We start from the raw sequence: 16,824 nt of genomic DNA on the forward strand, positions 1-16,824 counted from the left end.
TCATCTCCTTGCCTCCAGTGCGGGCCGGATGGCGCGCAGCTCTTCGATGAGCACAGGTATCACGTCTTCCATCCTGCCCTTGATGAACATATCGCACTCGTCCTTTATCGGCGACTCGACGTCAGGGTTTATTGCGATAACAAAGCCGGATTCTTTCATGCCGGCGATGTGCTGCATGGCGCCGCTGATGCCGGCGGCAATGTAGAGAAGCGGCATTACCTTTCTGCCGCTCGTGCCTATCACCCTGTCAGGTATCATGTAGGACGAACTGATGCCCTCGCTTACAGGATACGGCTTTTTTGATATGGGAAGCGAGACTCCGACTTCGGCGTCAAGCTCTTTTGCAAGGTCTACCATTAGCTTGATGTTTTGCTCTGGCGCATCCTTTATTCCCCGGCCAAAGCTGACCACCGCCTTTTTGCTGTCATAGTCGACCGCGCTTTTGACAGGCGTTCTGCTAAGCACCTTCACCTTCAGGTCGTCTGGGTCAAACGTCGGCGAATAATCCACTATGACGCCTTTTCTTGAAGTGTCGCGCTCTATTGGCTCAAAGACTCCAGGGATTATGCTGCAGGCCTGCGGATGGTAGTCCCTTGCGATTGCAGGGTTGCGGTTGTCAAGGCACAGGATTGTTGTCCACAAAAAGCCGGAAAAGTCTGGTCTGTACATTTCAAGCGTCCTTTCGTAGACCATCTGCTGGCCCTTGGTCTTGTGCTCGTGCCTTATCTCAAGGTCGGCAATGACCAGCTTGTTAATGTCAGACGCAAGGCCAGAATCAAGCTGCGCCATGACAGTCGAGGACAGCTGCCTGCCGATGCTGTCTGCGGCAAAGAACATGTAGCGTGGCCGGACAAAATCAGGCGATGAATCTGCAAATTTTGCGACGAGGGACTTGTCAAGCGCTATCTGCGAGATGACCTTGGTGTCGACTAGGTTGCGCGAGTATTTCAGCTCCGGGCTATCGGCGTATATCACGGCGTCTGCGCCATATTGCACAAGCTCGTCACAGATTGCGCGCACGCCGCTTCCAAGGACTATTGCGACTACTTTTTCATTAGCAGAATATTTCTTGTTGTAGCCGTCCATCAGGCGCCTTGCCTCGCCGAGCATCTCGAGGCTGACGGGCACCGGCTCGCCCTCTTCGTGCTCTATTACCACGTACAGGTGCTCATACTTCATTTTATGACCATGCCTCCAAGCACTTCGTGGATCTTGGCCGCGACCCTGTGTAGTTGCTCGCGGTTTGTCCCGTCTATCACTTCGGCCTTTCTGCTTGCCTTGGCCTTTGGTATCTTTTCCACCTTGTACACAATTGTGGGCGAGCCGGGGAGGCCCACCATCTTGGGGTCGACTTGTAGCTGCTGCGCGTTGAACGTCTTTAGGTGGCGCTTGTAGTCGGCAGACCTTTCTTTTGCCTCTTTTTGGTATTTTTCAAGGGCAAGCCTCTGTGAGACGGTGTCAAACGACGGCTTGTACGACGGGTCTATTGCGATAAACACTGGAAGCGGAGCCTCCACCTCCTCTATCACGTCGTAAACTCCCTGGAGCGATATCAGGCGCCTTGCCCTCACCACCCGCCTTTCAAGGTCAATGTCGTAACTTACGACATGCCCAAGGAATGTGAACCCAAGCTTCCAGGCAGTCTGAGGTCCGGTCTGGCCGGTCTCGCCGTCGGACGCGCGGTGGCCGGAAAAGACAATGTCCATCTTGCCATCCATCTTGGCAATGCCGGCCCGCAGAGTCTCGGCGGTGGCAAGCGTGTCGGCGCCTGCAAATGTCCTGTCGCTGTACAGGTGCAGCTCTTCTGCGTCGCATATGAGCTGCGCCTGCGCAAGGGCGGCGTCCGCGTTTGGCGGGCCCATCGTGCCCACCGACACCTTGGCGCCAAACTTTACCCGGGCGTAAAACGCGGCCTGGCAGGCAATGGCGCTGTGAGGCCCAAGGATGCTCTTGGTCTCGGCCCTGTTGAGGGTGCCATCGGCATTGTAACTCACGTTTCCTTCAGAAAAATCAGGCTCTAGTTTGATAATTACGGCAACGTTAAGGTTTGGCATGCTGCTTTATGCTCCCTTTCCCTTTATTTCCATTGTTTTCCTTTAAATGGGTTTTCTATGTATTATACGGTGGTGGCAGCCACTTGTTTCTGTGACGACCGCAGGGCCTCGTACATCTTGCGCAGCCTTGCATAAAACTGGGGCATGCTGGGCGCAATCATTGCATAAGCAAGGTAAAAGTCCTCCGCCTCGCGCATGTACCGTTTTTGTTTTTCGTGCCCCGGCAGGCTGTAATATACAAAAGCCATGTTGTTGAGCCGGTCTGCAAGTTTTATCACCTTGACGTCATAGTCTGCCTTTGCAAGGATGCCGCAGTAATCCCAAAAGCGCGCGGCCTTGCGCTCATCGTCTGTCTGTCCGGGAAACATTTCAATGGGCTTTATCTTCAGGTCGCTTGCTATTCTCTGCACCTTTGATCCAAAGCGGTAAGCAAGGTACGCTTCAAACCCGTACGACTTGGACTCGTACAGGTTGAGGATGCGCTCGTCGTCTTCCATCACGTCGTGCAGTATGGCAGACGCGACTTCGACTCCGGTTATGTTTCTGTTGTTTGCTCGATAGTGTGCCACCACGTCCATTGCGACCGGCCACGTGTGGGTTTCAAGAAAGAGCGACTTGCCGTCCTCTCTGACAAGCCCGGCGTGCACCTCTTCGGCAACCTCTATTGCGCCTTCTATCAAGCTGTCGGGCCTGATCCGGCCCTCGTTTTCAAGGAACGATAGGAATTCGCTTTTGCTTGCCCTAGTGGTTGTCTGGGCCATTATGGCATAGTTTAACGCACAAGTATAAGAAAAGATTTGCTAAGGCCAGTACGCACATAGATGATTCATTCATAACTCTTTAAAATCATTATTTTGTTCTGATAGTCCAGCGACCGGCGCTTGCCGCACCGTTGTTGAGGCTCGGGTGGTGGTGTCCTTGACGCAGGCAAGCGTTGGCGCTCTACTTTAAAAAAAGTGAGGTAACAGCATCATGATGAAGACAAACAAAGAGCAAAGACCGTGGGGATGGTTTGAGCAGTTTAACGAAAACGAGCCGTGCACGGTAAAACTCATCCATGTCAAGGCGGGAAGCAGGCTTTCTCTCCAGTACCACGAAAAGCGCCGGGAATTCTGGAAGGTAGTCAAGGGACCGGCAATAGTGCAGATAAACGGCAAGACGTTCACAGGCAAGACCGGCGACGAGTTTGAGATACCCACCCGCGCAAGGCACAGGCTTGCCGCAAAGAGCTCTGACGCTTTAATTCTAGAGATATCGTACGGTCATTTCGACGAGGGCGACATTGTCAGAATAGAGGACGACTTTGGGAGGACAAAAGATGTCCTCTACGCCTAGTCGCACAGATAGTTATACCTAGGTTAGTCAATCAGAGGAGTCTTTTCCAGTTATTGCGTTTGCCAGATGCTGGAAGAATATTGCCCTTCGAAGCTTGCCAAACTTGTTGCTTGTAGCATACAGCTTGACAGGAGTGTCACAGTGAGTGCACACCTTTTTCTTTTTAAGAATTACAAGGTCGGTCAGTGGATGCGTGCCCGAACAGGTTGAGCACCAGTAGTACATCAGACCCCGCGTTTGGTGCAGTGTGAGCGACTCAAAATCAAGGCCCTCTTTTGAGCATACCTCCCGCGCGATTTCTACCAGCGCAGGGTCGCAATTGCTTGGAATCTGTTGTGCCATGCTTATTAATAGGTCACAGCGGTTAGATAAGTCTAATGGTCGCATGTTAGCTAACATCGTTCAAGCATTAAGGTTATATCCTGAATAGAAATAACCCACGCGGTCCATGAAAGCGGTATATGTGGTCAGAGATCCGGAAGTTGCAAGAGTCCTTGTAGATCCCATGCGCAGGGCAATACTGAGCTTTTTGCGCGAAAAGCCAATGACCCAGGCGCAACTCGCTGACGAGCTTGGACTTTCTGACGCGTCTCTCAATTACCACATGAAGATACTAAAAGAAAACGGCCTTGTCACGCTGACCAAAAAGGTTGCCGAGGAACACGGCATAATCCAAAAGTTCTTTTCGCCGGCGGCCTGCCTTTTCGTGTACGACATTGACGCGCTTCCAAAGGATATCGCGCGCTACTTTTACCCACAGAGCCTAGAGCGCGCAAGGTCTGTCATCTCCATGCACAACCTTGGCATAGAAGCCCACGATGCGCATTCCGTCAACGCAATCTCTGACAACCTGTCGCGCCTTTTGGTGAGCACCGCCAAGGCGTACGTGAAAAAGGAAGTCTCGTACGGAAACGACGAGCTCATCCACGAGATCTATGGTAAGGCCATATCCGCCTTGGGCAAGAGCACAACCAATAACAGCACGCCCCAAAGACGCAAGCAGTAGCGATAGAGACTTTTTCTTTTACGCAAGCACCATAATGACGATTGACGAAGATACGAGCGCGCACGCGATTATGATTGCCACGCGGAGTTTTTTATTAGACAGCACTAATCGTTTTGGAATAGCTGAGCATTAATTTTAGGCTATGCCTCCTTTTTGTGCACAATGCTGTCAAGGTACATCTGCACGTGCGGCTCTGCAACCCACATTTTGCTTTCTTTTTCAAACAGGTATCCGTACCTTTGCGAGCTTCCCATCTTTTCCTTCAGCTGCAGTTCACTAAGGTAGCGCGCCGTTATCGCCTCTTCGTCAAAGCCATTCTTCCTTGCCACGGCTTCAAGCATGTCGTGCATTCCAGAGCCGTGCTGGGCAGCCTCTTTGATCCTAAAGGCGACGTCGTGCGGTATGCCGAGCTTTTCTGCGAGCTTTCTGTGGATGCGCTTGCCAAACCTGTCGCCGGGCCTGACATTTAGGCGCAGGTCTATTTCCATCGATGCCTTGATAACGTACAGGTCAAGATACGGCTCGCGCAGCTCTATGCTGTGCGCCATCGTTATCTTGTCCTCGCGCTCTAGCGTCTCTTTGTACAGGAGCGAGAGGTCTTGCGCCATGCGCTTGCGCAGCTTGCGGTAGCCTTCGCGCTCTGCCACGCACGAGTACCAGTTATAGCCGGCGAAAAGTTCGTCGGCGCCCTGCCCCGTCAGCATTATCCTTATCCCGTCCTGCTTGGCAAGCTCTACTGCTCCGTATACTGGCAGCGCTACTTCTATCTGGCCTGCGTTGCTTTCCTCAATGACTCGGATCAGCTCCGGCGCCAGTTGTTCCACCCTGTCCTGCGAAAGCTCGTTTACGCGGAGCTTTAGCCCAAGCGTGTCTGCAATCTGGCGGGCAAACTCTAGGTCGCTTGACCCTTCTACACCGCAGGTGTAGCAGATAACTTCAGGCACCATCTTGCTTGCAAGGTATGCCACGAGCACGCTGTCGATGCCGCCGGAAAATATTATTCCTATGCGCTGTACGTCCTGCGTGCGCTTTTTCATTGCCGCGACAAGTGCATCTTCATACGCGGCCACCGCGGAGGCCACTGTCCTGTGAAGGACCTTTGCCTTTAGCAGGCCCGCCACCTGTACCTGTGGCTTTGTACGGGCGTTTTCAATGACAAGCGCGTGGCCTGGAAGCACGCGCAGGGTCGGCTCCTTTAGGCCCACCGCCCACAGCGCCTTGCGCTCTGACGCAAATGCGACCATCCGCTCGTTCTCTGCATAATACATCGGCCTGACTCCAAGCCTATCCCTTGCAAGCACGGTAGTGTCCGTCGCTTCGTCCCGTATTGCAAGAGCATAGACGCCGTCAAGCTCTGCCACCGTCCTTCTGACTGCTCCAAGGAGATCGCGACACGAGTTGTAGTGCTCTTCAAGGAGGTGCACTATAACTTCGCTGTCGGTTTCTGTCGAGAAGGCATGACGCCCTTCAAGGCGCGCCCTCAGCTCCTTGTAGTTGTATATCTCTCCGTTGTGTTCCAGCGTAAGCCTGCCGTCGCAGCTTCTAAAGGGCTGGGTTCCGCATGTCCCGCCTACGATGGCAAGTCTTGAATGGCCGATCACGCTCTGCGCGCGCATCGCACCAAGGTCAAGATCTGCCACGGATTGTGAACGTATCACTTGGCCTTCAAAGGAGACGCCGGCACCGTCCGGCCCGCGGCTTGCCATGCTAAAAAGCATCGAGCCAACAAGCGGCGCCACGTTCTCTCCGCGTTTACTCAACACACCTGCAATTCCACACATTTTTCTTTAACCAAAACCCGACACGCAGTCAGGTATACAGCAAAAAATACCCGTACATGATTTAAAAGAGTTTGCAGGAAATGTTATGCAGGTTTTTTGTAGATGGAGGTCCTGTGATCACGAGGAGTACTGATCTTCTCCGCCAAGCGATTCAAGGTATGCCGCGTGGCAGTCCTTGCACTGGTTTCCAACAAAATTGCTTTCCTCCACTTCTTGCTTGCAGCTGACGCATCTTTTGTTTGTCATAACGGCTGACAGGTGGAAATCTGCCGGCGGATAAGTGTTTGCGTGCATGTACACGCATCACTACCCATATATGCGTGAATTGAAAATTTACTGCCCCTTGCTCTCAGCTACAGGAAAATTCCGCCTTGCAGACGTATTTGCCCCCAGCGGCGACCAGCCGGAGGCCATTGAAAAGCTGGCGAAGAACGCGCAAAAGGGCGGAAGGCAGACGCTCCTTGGAGTGACGGGGAGCGGCAAGACGTTTACCATTGCAAACGTCATCGCAAAAACAAACAAGAACACGCTTGTCATATCGCACAACAAGACTTTGGCGGCGCAGCTGTACGCCGAGTTCAAAGAGTTCTTTCCCGAAAACAACGTCGGCTATTTTGTCAGTTTCTACGATTACTACCAGCCTGAAAGCTATATCCCGCAGACAGACACCTACATCGAAAAGGACACAGAGGTCAACGAAAAGATTGAAAAGATGCGCCTCGAGGCGACTGCGATGCTCATGTCCGGCGAGCCTACAATCATAGTCGCGACCGTTTCGTGCATATACTCGCTTGGCTCTCCAAAGGAATGGGAGAGCAGCTCTGTCGCCCTTGCCAGGGGGGACATCATTGACAGAAAGGCGATAATAAAGAGCCTTGTCGACGCGCGCTATGAGCGAAACGACCTTGCACTCGTACCGGGAACGTTTCGCGCAAAGGGCGACACGATTGACATCATCCCGGGTTACTCTGACGACGTAATCAGGGTATCCATGTTTGGCGACGAGATAGAAAAGATAAGCATACACGACTATGTCAGCATGAAAAAGCTGCGCGACGCAGGCGCGGTGAGGATATTTCCAGCCAAGCACTACATCACTGCAGAGGACGCCCGCCAGCACGCAGTCAGGTCGATAAAGAGCGAACTGCAAGAGTGGCTGCCGCAGCTGCCTTCAGAACTGGAAAAGCAGCGCCTTGCCTCAAGGACGAAATACGACCTAGAGATGATAGAGGAGCTTGGCTACTGTTCAGGGATTGAAAATTATTCCCGCCACTTTGACGGAAGGAAGGCCGGCGAGCCGCCGTTCTGCCTCCTTGACTTTTTTGGAGACGACTTTCTTCTTGTTATAGACGAGTCGCACGTAACTCTTCCGCAGCTGCACGGGATGCACAACGGCGACCACACGCGCAAAAAGTCGCTTGTGGACTTTGGATTCCGCCTGCCAAGCGCGTACGACAACCGCCCCCTGAAATTTGAAGAGTTTGAAAAATACCTGAGAAACACGGTCTTTGTCTCTGCCACGCCGGGCCCGTACGAGCTAAAGACAAGCAGGCAGGTCGTTGAACAGTTAGTAAGGCCGACGGGACTTGTCGACCCCAAGGTCGAAGTCCGGCCGACAAAGAACCAGATGGAAGACCTTATCCGCGAAATAAAAGCCAGGGCAAAGCGCGACCAGCGCACGCTTGTTACAACCCTGACAAAGAGGATGGCTGAAGACCTTGCAGAATTTCTTGCCAAAAATGAAGTGCGCGTGCGCTACCTCCACTCCGAGATAGAGGGGCTGGAACGCACAGAATTGATAAGGCAGTTGCGCCTTGGCGAGTTTGACGTCATCGTGGGCATCAACCTGTTAAGAGAAGGCCTCGACATTCCAGAGGTCTCGCTTGTGGCGATACTTGACGCAGACAAGGAGGGCTTTTTGCGCAACACGACAAGTTTGATACAGACCTTTGGCAGGGCGGCCAGGAACCTTGACGGCAAGGTGATACTTTATTCTGACAGGATGACAGAATCAATGAAGGAGGCGATGGAAGAAACAGAGCGCAGGCGCAAGCGCCAGCTTGAATACAACAAGCGCCACAAGATAACGCCAAGGACAATCGTCAAGCCGGTGCCTGAAAGCACTGCGCCCGGCGAAGTTGCCGAGGCGGCAGAGACAAAGTCCATGACGCGGCGCGACCTGCAAAAACTTGCGATAGAGACAGAGGCGACGATGAAGAAATATGCAGAAGAGCTGGAATTTGAAAAAGCTATAATGTTCCGGGAAAAGCTGGCAAAGATAAAGAAGGCGCTTGGCGACGTAACGCCTGTCACGGAGGTGTCCTGATAATAAATATGGCTCACGACAAGATAATCATCAAGGGCGCAAGGCAGCACAACCTGAAAAACATCAACGTCGAGATCCCAAAGAACAAGCTCGTCGTAATTACAGGGCTGTCAGGTTCAGGCAAGTCGACGCTTGCATTTGACACGATATACGCCGAAGGCCAGCGCCGGTACGTCGAGTCGCTGTCGGCGTACGCAAGGCAGTTTCTGGAGCTCATGGACAAGCCCGACGTCGATTCTATAGACGGGCTTTCGCCGGCAATATCCATACAGCAAAAGACCACCAGCAAGAACCCGCGCTCTACCGTCGGCACCGTGACAGAGATCTATGACTATTTGCGCCTGCTTTTTGCAAGGATAGGAATCCCTCACTGCCCAAGGTGCGGCAGGCGCATCGCAAGCCAGTCCGTAGATTCCATAACAGAGTCGGTGCTCAAGACGGCAGAAGGCAAGAGCGTGATGGTTCTTGGGCCGGTGGTGCAGGCAAAAAAGGGCACGTACGAAAAGCTGTTTGACGAGCTAAAGCAGGAAGGCTACTCCAGAATAAGGCTTGACGGCGAGGTTACAAACCTGGAAGATGAAGAAGATGAAAAACCCAAGGTGCCGAGGCTTGACAAGCAGAAAAAGCACACAATAGAAGTCATCGTCGACAGGCTAAAGCCGTCGGCTGAGGAAAAGAGCAGGCTCTTTGAGTCCATCCAGTCTGCCCTAAAGGTGGGCGCCGGCACCGCCGTAGTGTCGGTGGACGGCAAGGACACTATGTACTCGCAGAAAAACGCGTGCCCCCACTGCGAGATAAGCATAGGCGACATTGAGCCCCGCACGTTTTCGTTCAACTCGCCCTTTGGCGCCTGCCAGGGCTGCAATGGCCTTGGCATAAAAATCGAGTTTGACCCCGACCTGATAATACCGGACAAGCAAAAGAGCATCTTGGATGGCGCGATAAAGCCGTGGATGGGGCACTTTGCCACATTCCGTGCATCAATGCTAAAGGACGTGGGCAGAAAATACGGCTTTGACCTTGCCATGCCGGTTTCCAAGATGACGCAGAGGCAGCTCAACGTCATCCTGTACGGCACCGACGAGAACATCCACTTCAAGTACGAGTCAAAGTACTCCGACAGCCGGTGGGAATACAATGGTACTTTTGAAGGCGTGATTCCAAACCTGGAGCGCACGTACAGGCAGACCGAGTCGGAAAGCAAGCGCGAAGACCTCATGCAGTTTATGCGCGAGCGCCCCTGCGAGCGCTGCGGAGGCAGACGCCTGCGGGAAGAGGCGCTTGCAGTCAGGATAGGGGACAAGTCGATAATGCAGGTCTGCGACCTGTCGATTGACGCCTGCTACAACTTTTTCCAAGAGATAGAGCTGTCAGAGACAGAGCGCTACATCGCCCGGACGATACTAAAAGAGATAATGTCGAGGCTAGAGTTTTTGCGAAATGTCGGCCTCAACTACCTTACGCTCAATAGGATGAGCGCGACACTTTCTGGAGGCGAGTCGCAGAGGATAAGGCTTGCGACGCAGATAGGCTCAAACCTCACCGGCGTCCTGTACGTCCTTGACGAGCCGACAATCGGCCTGCACCAGCGCGACAACTCGCGCCTTATCGACACGCTAAAGAAACTCCGGGACCTCGACAACACGCTTGTAGTGGTCGAGCACGACGAGGAAGTGATACGCAGCTCTGACTGGATAATAGACATCGGCCCGGGAGCCGGAATTCACGGCGGCCAGATAGTCTCTTCAGGCACTCTTGAAGACATTATCGCCAGCGGCGATTCAATCACCGGCGCGTTCCTGCGTGGCGAGCAGACTGCGGCTCACATGCACGAGCGCAAAAAGCCAGGCAGGTGGATTGCCGTGCACGGCGCGCAGGAAAACAACCTGAAAAACATCGACGTCAGGTTCCCGCTTGGCTGCATGTCGGTAGTCACGGGCGTCTCGGGCTCTGGCAAGTCGACGCTTGTAAACGACATACTGTTCAAGGCCCTTGCAGGCCACTTTTTTGGCGCAAAGGACAGGCCCGGCAAGCACGACCGGATTTCGGGGCTGGAAAACGCAGACAAGGTAATCGGCATTGATCAATCGCCCATCGGCAGGACTCCAAGGTCCAATGCCGCGACGTACGTCAACGCATTTACGCCAATCCGGGAGCTGTTTGCCAAGACGCCGCACGCCCGCGAGATGGGCTACACCGCTGGCAGGTTCTCGTTCAACGTGTCAGAGGGCAGGTGTGAGGCGTGCGAGGGTGGAGGCGTCAAAAAGATAGAGATGCAGTTTCTGCCCGACGTCTATGTCACATGCGACGAGTGCAAGGGCAGGCGCTACAATTCAGAAACGCTTTTGGTAAAATACAAGGGCAAGACGATTTCCGACGTGCTTGACATGACTATAGAAGAAGCCCTGTCATTCTTTTCAAACATACCGGCCATAACCAAGAAACTGCAGACGCTAAACGACGTGGGCCTTGGTTATTTGCGTCTTGGCCAGCCGGCAACGACAATGTCGGGAGGAGAGGCGCAGAGGATCAAGCTTGCCGCAGAACTGTCAAGGCGCGACACGGGCAAGACAGTCTACATCCTTGACGAGCCTACGACTGGCCTCCACTTTGCCGACGTCAGCAAGCTGCTGCACGTGCTAAAGAGGCTGGTAGAGCTTGGCAACACGGCCATCATAATCGAGCACAACCTCGATGTCATTGCCTCGGCAGACTGGATAGTCGACCTCGGACCGGAGGGAGGCGAAGGCGGTGGCACGGTCGTGGCCGAGGGCACTCCAGAGCAGATAAGCGAAAACACCGCAAGCTACACCGGCCAGTACCTGAAGCAGAAACTTGCAATGGATCAAAAGCTGGTGCGGCACAAGTAAGATGATGATAACCACGGCCGTCCTTCGAGAAAAGCGGATACCAAAGAACCCGGGCGTCTACCTCATGAAGGACACAAAAGGCCAGATAATCTATATCGGCAAGGCCAAGGACCTGAACAAGCGCGTCACTTCTTACTTTACAAAGCATGACCACGATGCCAAGACCGCAAGGCTGGTGGAGGAGATAGCGGACATTGAGTTCATGGTCACAGACAATGAAACTGAAGCGTTCCTGCTAGAGTCGAACCTGATAAAGCGCTACCGGCCCGTGTTCAACATAGCGCTCAAGGACAACAGCCACTATTCGTACCTAAAGATAACCGACGAGCCTTTTCCCCGGCTCCTTGTCGCGCGCCGGAACAGAAACGGCGAGTTTTCAGACCCAAGGGGGAGGATCTACGGACCGTTTGTGCGCGGCAGTTCAAAATACCTGACGGTAGGGCTCTTGCGCAAGCTGTTCAAGGTCAGGGTGTGCACCCGCCTGCCAAAGGTGCCTTGTTTGCAATATTTCATCAAAAACTGCGACGCGCCCTGCATCGCAAACGTGACGCGGGAAAAGTACATGGAAGGAATTGACGCGCTGCGCGACATCCTTGAAGGCAAGAGCAGCGTCGAGCGCTTTGCGCAGGAAATGGAGGCAGAAATGAAGCGCGCATCCGACGTTGGTGACTATGAGCGCGCCAAGGAGATCCGCGACACGCTCTACCGCCTAAGCGACCTGCGAATAAGGCAAAAGATGGAGAAGGCAAACAAGAGGCCCCACGAAGAGTACGTCGGGATAATGCGCGACGAGAAAAAAGGCGTGGCGCACGTCATGGCGCTCAAGCGCACCCACGGCGTCATAAGCGACAGGAGGAAATTCGAGTTCGAGATGGTGGCAGATAACTCGTTCTCGTCGTTTCTTTTGCAGTACTATTCGTCGGCTCCGGCAATCCCGCAAATAATATGCACAAGCGAAGAGCCGGAGGAAAAAGATGTGCTTTTGATGTCGCTTGAAAAGCTTGCAGGGCACACAGTAAAGATAGTGACTGCCGGCAGTTCAGGCGAGAGGCGCCAGCTTGTCAACCTGATAATGAAGAACCTGGCGATGTACGTCGAGCGCGGCTACGCGCCGGCGGTCGTGGAGTTAAAGCAAGTCCTTGCGCTTTCAGTCATGCCAGAGACCATCGACTGCTTTGACGTCTCTAACCTCGGCACAGACATTGCGGTGGGCTCAAGCGTGCGCTTTGTAAACGGCAAGCCGTACAAAAGCGGCTACCGCAAATTCAGGATAGAGACTGTCCCTGGCCAGAACGACTTTGCAATGATTGCCGAGCTTGTGAGGCGCCGGTACAAGGAGCCAAGGGACCTGCCTGACCTTGTGGTAATAGACGGTGGCAGAGGCCAGCTTGGAGCGGCTACCTCTGCGCTTGCCTCAGCAGGGCTCATTATATCATGCATCGGCCTTGCCAAGGAAAACGAGGAAATCTATGTGCAGGGACAAAAAGAGCCGATAGCCCTGCCAAGGAGGAATCTTGCACTGAGAATGCTGCAGCACGCGCGTGACGAGGCCCACAGGTTTGGGCTTGCATACAACAAGAGCCTGCGAAGGCTCACTCGACCTTGACGCTTTCCTTGCGCTGGGCCTTCTGCATCTCCTGCTCTGCAAGCTCGATGTACTTGCCAAGGGCAGTGTCTGCAGACTGGGCCGCTATCTGGACTATTCTCGCAAACGAAACTGACGCCATTATGGCCATCTCAGTTGCCATCTTGCCGGCCACAAGAGGCCAGACGTACAAGTCGGGACCGGGAATGTTACTGCCGCTCTTTTCGACCATGCAGCAGATATGTGTGCCTGCTGCGTCTTAAACTTTATACCAAGACAGCCAAGGGTCGAGAGAATGCAAGCAAAGCATATACACACCCTCCTCGAACGACAACACCGTCGACCATACAATATGCCTCCATTTTGCACCATAATGGTGAAAAATACCAAAACGGCGGGGCGGTCGCGTGCTTGCAGCGCACCAAAATCCCGGCCGATATGAGGCATGAGGCAATGCGCGATATGCAAAATTAAAATGCATGGTAGGTACATATACCTGTGGTGGAGGAGAGGCGTGTCAGCTTTTGACGATAACCCATACTCGGTGCATTTTGCACACTTTGCAAGCAAACTAGAGCAATACCTGAGAAAGAACGGGATCTCGTGCGACGACGCGGACATGATAATCGAGGAAAGCTCGGCCATCTACTTTGAAAAACTGGGCTCTTCGACAAACAGGCTCTTAAAAGCCTTCAAGAAGCAAGACCCTGCAGACGTGTTTGTCGACTCGGCCCACAAGGCCATCGAAAGGCACATCCCGGAGGCAAAGGACACCTTTGGATCAACGGCCGAGATATCCAAGCTCATACGCTAGGGAAAAATAATAATAGGAAATTTTGGCTATAGCCTCTCTGCATACATATTGATGACAATAGGCGTCCCAAAGGAGATAAAAGATCATGAAAACAGGGTCGCGCTCACCCCGCGCTCTGTTGCGTCGCTCGTTTCGTCAGGAATCAAGGTGGCAGTCGAACGCAATGCCGGCGCCAAGAGCGGCTTTTCGGATGCAGATTACGCTTCTGCGGGCGCGCAGGTTGCAAGCGATGCGGCAGAGCTGTATTCAAAAGCAGACCTTGTAGTCAAGGTAAAAGAGATCCAGGTCGGCAAGGGCGAGCACGCGCACATCCTGCAAAAGCACATAATTTTTGGCTACAACCACTTTGAGTCAAGCCGCGAGTTGACAAGCGCTGCGATACGCTCTGGGGCGACGTTCATCTCGTTTGAGAAGGTAACAGACGGAAACGGCCAGACGCCTCTTTTGATGCCCATGAGCAGGATTGCCGGGACCCTTGCCGGCATCTGGGCAGGATTTTTCCACAACTATGCATTTCGGCACGACAAGTCGCTTCGCATGAAGGCAGGGGCAGACCAGGTCAAGGCAAGGTTCATCGAGGATTTTGAGCGCATCATAGACGGCAAGCTTGACGCGGCGACGGCAAACAGCCTTTCGCTTCATGACAAGCAGGTCGTGATATTTGGAGGCGGGACTGCAGGCGAGATGGCCTCGCGGACGTGCCATGCCCTTGGAGCCAAGCTTACGATAGTGGAGAAGAGGGACAGCCGCAGAAAATACCTGCAGGGGCTTGGCCTGGGCAGGTGCTCGGTCGTGGCAAGTGCCGACTATGACGCAATAAAGGGGGCAAGCGCGGTAATCGGCGCGACGTACGACAAGGAAAAGGCCGATAGAATGATTGATGAAATGACGCTAAAGAACGCATCAGAGGTGCGCAAGAAGGTGATAATCGACATTTCCATTGACCAGGGAGGAAACTTTCCCTTCGTCGATTCAACAGGCAAGTACGCGCCTGAAAGCATGGGCACCATAATGTCGCCGGCGCAAATGGACTATTTTGGAAACGTCTTTGTGCGCGTTCCAAACATGCCGTCCATCGTTCCCCGCTATGCGTCAATGGCGCTGTCAAACGCGATAACCGACCATGTCAAGGCCATTGCCACAAACCAGACCAGACCTGAGCTTGTGCGGGCAACCAGCATTGCAGGAGGCAAGGTGCTTGACGAGGCGGTCGCAAGGGCGCACAGCTTGCCTTATGCAAAGACCTTTTAGCCAAGGATTTTGCTGAGAAAGAGGGCATACACAAGTTGGAAGCAAAAGAAGACTCGCACATGCTCTGCCCTACGTGCCAGCACGAATACGGCTACCATGACAAGGAAGGCCATTGCCACAAGGGTTGTTGCGGCTGTGGCTCTGGCCATTGCTCAACAACCTAGGAAAAGTTTGGCACGACATGGACCACGCCCTGCATGAAAGGATGCGGGACGCAATGGTAGTGGTAGTCACCCTCTTTTGTGAACGTGAACGACCATGAGCCGCCCTCTGCAATAAAGCCGTTAGTAGTTTCATCAAGGTGAGCTTGCGAATCGAACTTGCCGCTTATGGCGTCAACGTAGTTTTCGCTGTCATCAGTAGTCACAGTATGAAATGTAGAATCCTGATTGGTCCAAGTCACTTTGTTTGACAGCCCAAGAACTGCGCGCACATCCATCGGGTCATAATGCTTTGGGTTTGACTCCAAGCCTGCATCCTTTACAATAGTTACATGAGTGGTTTGCTCAGGGTTTCGTATTTCTGGCGGCACATAGGGCGTCCTGTTGGCTTCTGGCACGTACACGTACTGGTAGTAGGCCAGGCTGACGGCCACGGCAGCTATGAATGCAGTCAGCGCTATGCCGCCAGCGTGGTTTTTTGCTACTTGCATGTGCCGCAAGTGCAGTACGGGCAATGTTGTATTTGGAAATTAGTCCAAACGTTTGGATAAAATCCTATATAGTTAAAACTACTATCTATGTTCCGGGACGGCAAACAAAATGCTTCCTAAAATCATAGCACTGCCTTTGGCAGGAGCAGGCATTATTGCACTTGTAACAGCGGCCTTTGTTCCATTTTCAGCATGGAGCATTACCACCGCCACCACTGGAATTGAAAATAATACGCCTGTGGCGGCTGCCGCAGAATCAAAGCGTGAGACAAAAGCGCCAGAAAGTGTAGACGACTTGTATCCGGTTATCAAGCAGAGATGGAGCGGATCTAACTTCACCGCCATAACCAATGAATCGGAAGCGTCCTCGTTGGCAGGCTTTGATGTAAAGTTTCCAACACGGATGCCATCAAGCGATTATAAACTTCAGCTAGGAATTGTTAATCGTGAAACTGGCGATAACAACAAGTACGTTTTTCTCTACTGCTCGGAGAAGCCAGTAACGGATGACATGACATTCAACCAATTCTGGGAGCAGGGTGGAATCTCTGTTACTTACCACAAGAACGCTACATCATATGTAAATGAGTATGACGGCAATACCTATACTTCGTATTCCAATATTACGGCTATGTATGAAATAGTTGTCCATGAATATGGATTTGATGCCCACCTGACCAATGTTAACGGGCATCAAGCAATCGCAATAGCGGACGTGCACAGGGAATTTGTACCTGAACCGTACAATGAACTGGAATTTGCTGTGCATGACCCGGCTCAGGTAGACTTTGTTGCGGGCAACACGTACGTCACGCTGCAAGGGTACAAGGATGCTGATGAGCTAGTACGAATCGCAGAATCAATACCCTTTGATGCTGAATGAAAAAAGAACTCAAGTATTTTTGCCGATGATGGCAGGGCAAGCATCAGGAAGTTGCAATAGGTGCAGTTGCAGAGCGAACATGGGACCCATTAGCACTATTTTTGGCTCCGCAACGCCTAAGGTTATCCATAACTATTTTGCCTAATTCGTCAAGTATCGCTGCTTAGATTTTGGGTAAAAGACGTGTGGCCGCCGGTCGGTACGGTTGGCGCGGCTTGCGGCCAAAGCGACGCCAAAAGCTAGCCGAAAATTACTTCTTTTTCGGTT

At 52.9% G+C, this 16,824-nt stretch carries 16 protein-coding genes; 8 read left to right on the forward strand and 8 right to left on the reverse strand.

What is annotated here, in order from left to right; translation table 11 throughout:
* From NTE_RS11130 to NTE_RS11140, 3 genes are all read right to left on the reverse strand, one after another.
* Nucleotides 1–1,179: an electron transfer flavoprotein subunit alpha/FixB family protein gene (locus NTE_RS11130; RefSeq protein WP_148701083.1), complete on the reverse strand. Its 1,179-nt coding sequence runs from the start codon at nucleotides 1,177–1,179 to the stop codon at nucleotides 1–3.
* Entirely contained in the window at nucleotides 1,176–2,054 is an 879-nt protein-coding gene (locus tag NTE_RS11135; RefSeq protein ID WP_148701084.1) for an electron transfer flavoprotein subunit beta/FixA family protein, read from the reverse strand. Before NTE_RS11135 ends, NTE_RS11130 begins: the two co-directional genes overlap by 4 nt.
* 62 nt (nucleotides 2,055–2,116) lie before the next feature.
* Nucleotides 2,117–2,815: an HD domain-containing protein gene (locus NTE_RS11140; RefSeq protein WP_148701085.1), complete on the reverse strand. Its 699-nt coding sequence runs from the start codon at nucleotides 2,813–2,815 to the stop codon at nucleotides 2,117–2,119.
* A 211-nt stretch (nucleotides 2,816–3,026) separates the two neighbouring features.
* On the opposite strand from NTE_RS11140, the gene NTE_RS11145 reads away from it, so the two are divergent.
* Entirely contained in the window at nucleotides 3,027–3,389 is a 363-nt protein-coding gene (locus NTE_RS11145) for a phosphomannose isomerase type II C-terminal cupin domain (RefSeq protein WP_226986971.1), read from the forward strand.
* Nucleotides 3,390–3,416: 27 nt separating this feature from the next.
* On the opposite strand, the gene NTE_RS11150 is transcribed toward NTE_RS11145, so the two are convergent.
* On the reverse strand, nucleotides 3,417–3,731 hold the full coding sequence (locus tag NTE_RS11150) for a hypothetical protein (RefSeq protein ID WP_148701086.1): 315 nt from the start codon (nucleotides 3,729–3,731) through the stop codon (nucleotides 3,417–3,419).
* 106 nt (nucleotides 3,732–3,837) lie between these two features.
* Here NTE_RS11150 and NTE_RS11155 point away from each other — a divergent pair, with 106 nt between their 5' ends.
* Nucleotides 3,838–4,395, forward strand: a complete 558-nt coding sequence (locus tag NTE_RS11155; protein WP_148701087.1) for an ArsR/SmtB family transcription factor — start codon at nucleotides 3,838–3,840, stop codon at nucleotides 4,393–4,395.
* Between the two features lie 140 nt (nucleotides 4,396–4,535).
* Here NTE_RS11155 and asnB read toward each other — a convergent pair whose 3' ends face one another.
* The gene (asnB, locus tag NTE_RS11160; RefSeq protein WP_148701088.1) at nucleotides 4,536–6,176 is read right to left on the reverse strand and encodes an asparagine synthase (glutamine-hydrolyzing); all 1,641 of its coding nucleotides are present in this window, start codon (nucleotides 6,174–6,176) and stop codon (nucleotides 4,536–4,538) included.
* Between the two features lie 117 nt (nucleotides 6,177–6,293).
* Complete coding sequence (locus tag NTE_RS17165; RefSeq protein ID WP_226986972.1) at nucleotides 6,294–6,470, reverse strand: hypothetical protein; 177 nt, start codon at nucleotides 6,468–6,470, stop codon at nucleotides 6,294–6,296.
* 49 nt (nucleotides 6,471–6,519) lie between these two features.
* Here NTE_RS17165 and uvrB point away from each other — a divergent pair, with 49 nt between their 5' ends.
* The 3 genes from uvrB to uvrC are packed head-to-tail and all read left to right on the forward strand — an operon-like array spanning nucleotide 6,520 to nucleotide 12,978.
* Nucleotides 6,520–8,502, forward strand: coding sequence for an excinuclease ABC subunit UvrB (gene uvrB / locus NTE_RS11165; RefSeq protein WP_226986973.1), 1,983 nt, complete (start codon nucleotides 6,520–6,522; stop codon nucleotides 8,500–8,502).
* A gap of 8 nt (nucleotides 8,503–8,510) precedes the next feature.
* Nucleotides 8,511–11,372, forward strand: a complete 2,862-nt coding sequence (uvrA, locus tag NTE_RS11170) for an excinuclease ABC subunit UvrA (protein ID WP_148701090.1) — start codon at nucleotides 8,511–8,513, stop codon at nucleotides 11,370–11,372.
* 1 nt (nucleotide 11,373) lies between these two features.
* Nucleotides 11,374–12,978, forward strand: coding sequence for an excinuclease ABC subunit UvrC (uvrC, locus tag NTE_RS11175; RefSeq protein WP_148701091.1), 1,605 nt, complete (start codon nucleotides 11,374–11,376; stop codon nucleotides 12,976–12,978).
* Here uvrC and NTE_RS11180 read toward each other — a convergent pair.
* On the reverse strand, nucleotides 12,965–13,189 hold the full coding sequence (locus NTE_RS11180) for a hypothetical protein (RefSeq protein ID WP_148701092.1): 225 nt from the start codon (nucleotides 13,187–13,189) through the stop codon (nucleotides 12,965–12,967). The genes uvrC and NTE_RS11180 overlap by 14 nt on opposite strands.
* 282 nt (nucleotides 13,190–13,471) lie before the next feature.
* On the opposite strand from NTE_RS11180, the gene NTE_RS11185 reads away from it, so the two are divergent.
* Nucleotides 13,472–13,771, forward strand: coding sequence for a hypothetical protein (locus tag NTE_RS11185; RefSeq protein WP_148701093.1), 300 nt, complete (start codon nucleotides 13,472–13,474; stop codon nucleotides 13,769–13,771).
* Between the two features lie 51 nt (nucleotides 13,772–13,822).
* Complete coding sequence (locus NTE_RS11190; RefSeq protein ID WP_226987276.1) at nucleotides 13,823–15,022, forward strand: NAD(P)-dependent oxidoreductase; 1,200 nt, start codon at nucleotides 13,823–13,825, stop codon at nucleotides 15,020–15,022.
* Between the two features lie 160 nt (nucleotides 15,023–15,182).
* Here NTE_RS11190 and NTE_RS11195 read toward each other — a convergent pair whose 3' ends face one another.
* Nucleotides 15,183–15,674: a cupredoxin domain-containing protein gene (locus tag NTE_RS11195; protein WP_148701095.1), complete on the reverse strand. Its 492-nt coding sequence runs from the start codon at nucleotides 15,672–15,674 to the stop codon at nucleotides 15,183–15,185.
* 136 nt (nucleotides 15,675–15,810) lie between these two features.
* On the opposite strand from NTE_RS11195, the gene NTE_RS11200 reads away from it, so the two are divergent.
* A complete protein-coding gene (locus NTE_RS11200) occupies nucleotides 15,811–16,557 on the forward strand; it encodes a hypothetical protein (RefSeq protein ID WP_148701096.1) in 747 nt (248 codons plus the stop codon).
* The last annotated feature ends 267 nt before the right edge of the window (nucleotides 16,558–16,824 follow it).

This window comes from Candidatus Nitrososphaera evergladensis SR1, assembly GCF_000730285.1.
Taxonomy (GTDB): Archaea; Thermoproteota; Nitrososphaeria; order Nitrososphaerales; family Nitrososphaeraceae; genus Nitrososphaera; species Nitrososphaera evergladensis.

Excerpts from the sequence above, each read along its gene's own strand:
- NTE_RS11130 (WP_148701083.1), bottom strand. The coding sequence starts at position 1,179 with ATGAAGTATGAGCACCTGTACGTGGTAATAGAGCACGAAGAGGGCGAG.
- NTE_RS11135 (WP_148701084.1), bottom strand. The coding sequence starts at position 2,054 with ATGCCAAACCTTAACGTTGCCGTAATTATCAAACTAGAGCCTGATTTT.
- NTE_RS11140 (WP_148701085.1), bottom strand. The coding sequence starts at position 2,815 with ATGGCCCAGACAACCACTAGGGCAAGCAAAAGCGAATTCCTATCGTTC.
- NTE_RS11145 (WP_226986971.1), top strand. The coding sequence starts at position 3,027 with ATGATGAAGACAAACAAAGAGCAAAGACCGTGGGGATGGTTTGAGCAG.
- NTE_RS11150 (WP_148701086.1), bottom strand. The coding sequence starts at position 3,731 with ATGGCACAACAGATTCCAAGCAATTGCGACCCTGCGCTGGTAGAAATC.
- NTE_RS11155 (WP_148701087.1), top strand. The coding sequence starts at position 3,838 with ATGAAAGCGGTATATGTGGTCAGAGATCCGGAAGTTGCAAGAGTCCTT.
- asnB (WP_148701088.1), bottom strand. The coding sequence starts at position 6,176 with ATGTGTGGAATTGCAGGTGTGTTGAGTAAACGCGGAGAGAACGTGGCG.
- NTE_RS17165 (WP_226986972.1), bottom strand. The coding sequence starts at position 6,470 with ATGCACGCAAACACTTATCCGCCGGCAGATTTCCACCTGTCAGCCGTT.
- uvrA (WP_148701090.1), top strand. The coding sequence starts at position 8,511 with ATGGCTCACGACAAGATAATCATCAAGGGCGCAAGGCAGCACAACCTG.
- uvrC (WP_148701091.1), top strand. The coding sequence starts at position 11,374 with ATGATGATAACCACGGCCGTCCTTCGAGAAAAGCGGATACCAAAGAAC.
- NTE_RS11180 (WP_148701092.1), bottom strand. The coding sequence starts at position 13,189 with ATGGTCGAAAAGAGCGGCAGTAACATTCCCGGTCCCGACTTGTACGTC.
- NTE_RS11190 (WP_226987276.1), top strand. The coding sequence starts at position 13,823 with ATGACAATAGGCGTCCCAAAGGAGATAAAAGATCATGAAAACAGGGTC.
- NTE_RS11195 (WP_148701095.1), bottom strand. The coding sequence starts at position 15,674 with ATGCAAGTAGCAAAAAACCACGCTGGCGGCATAGCGCTGACTGCATTC.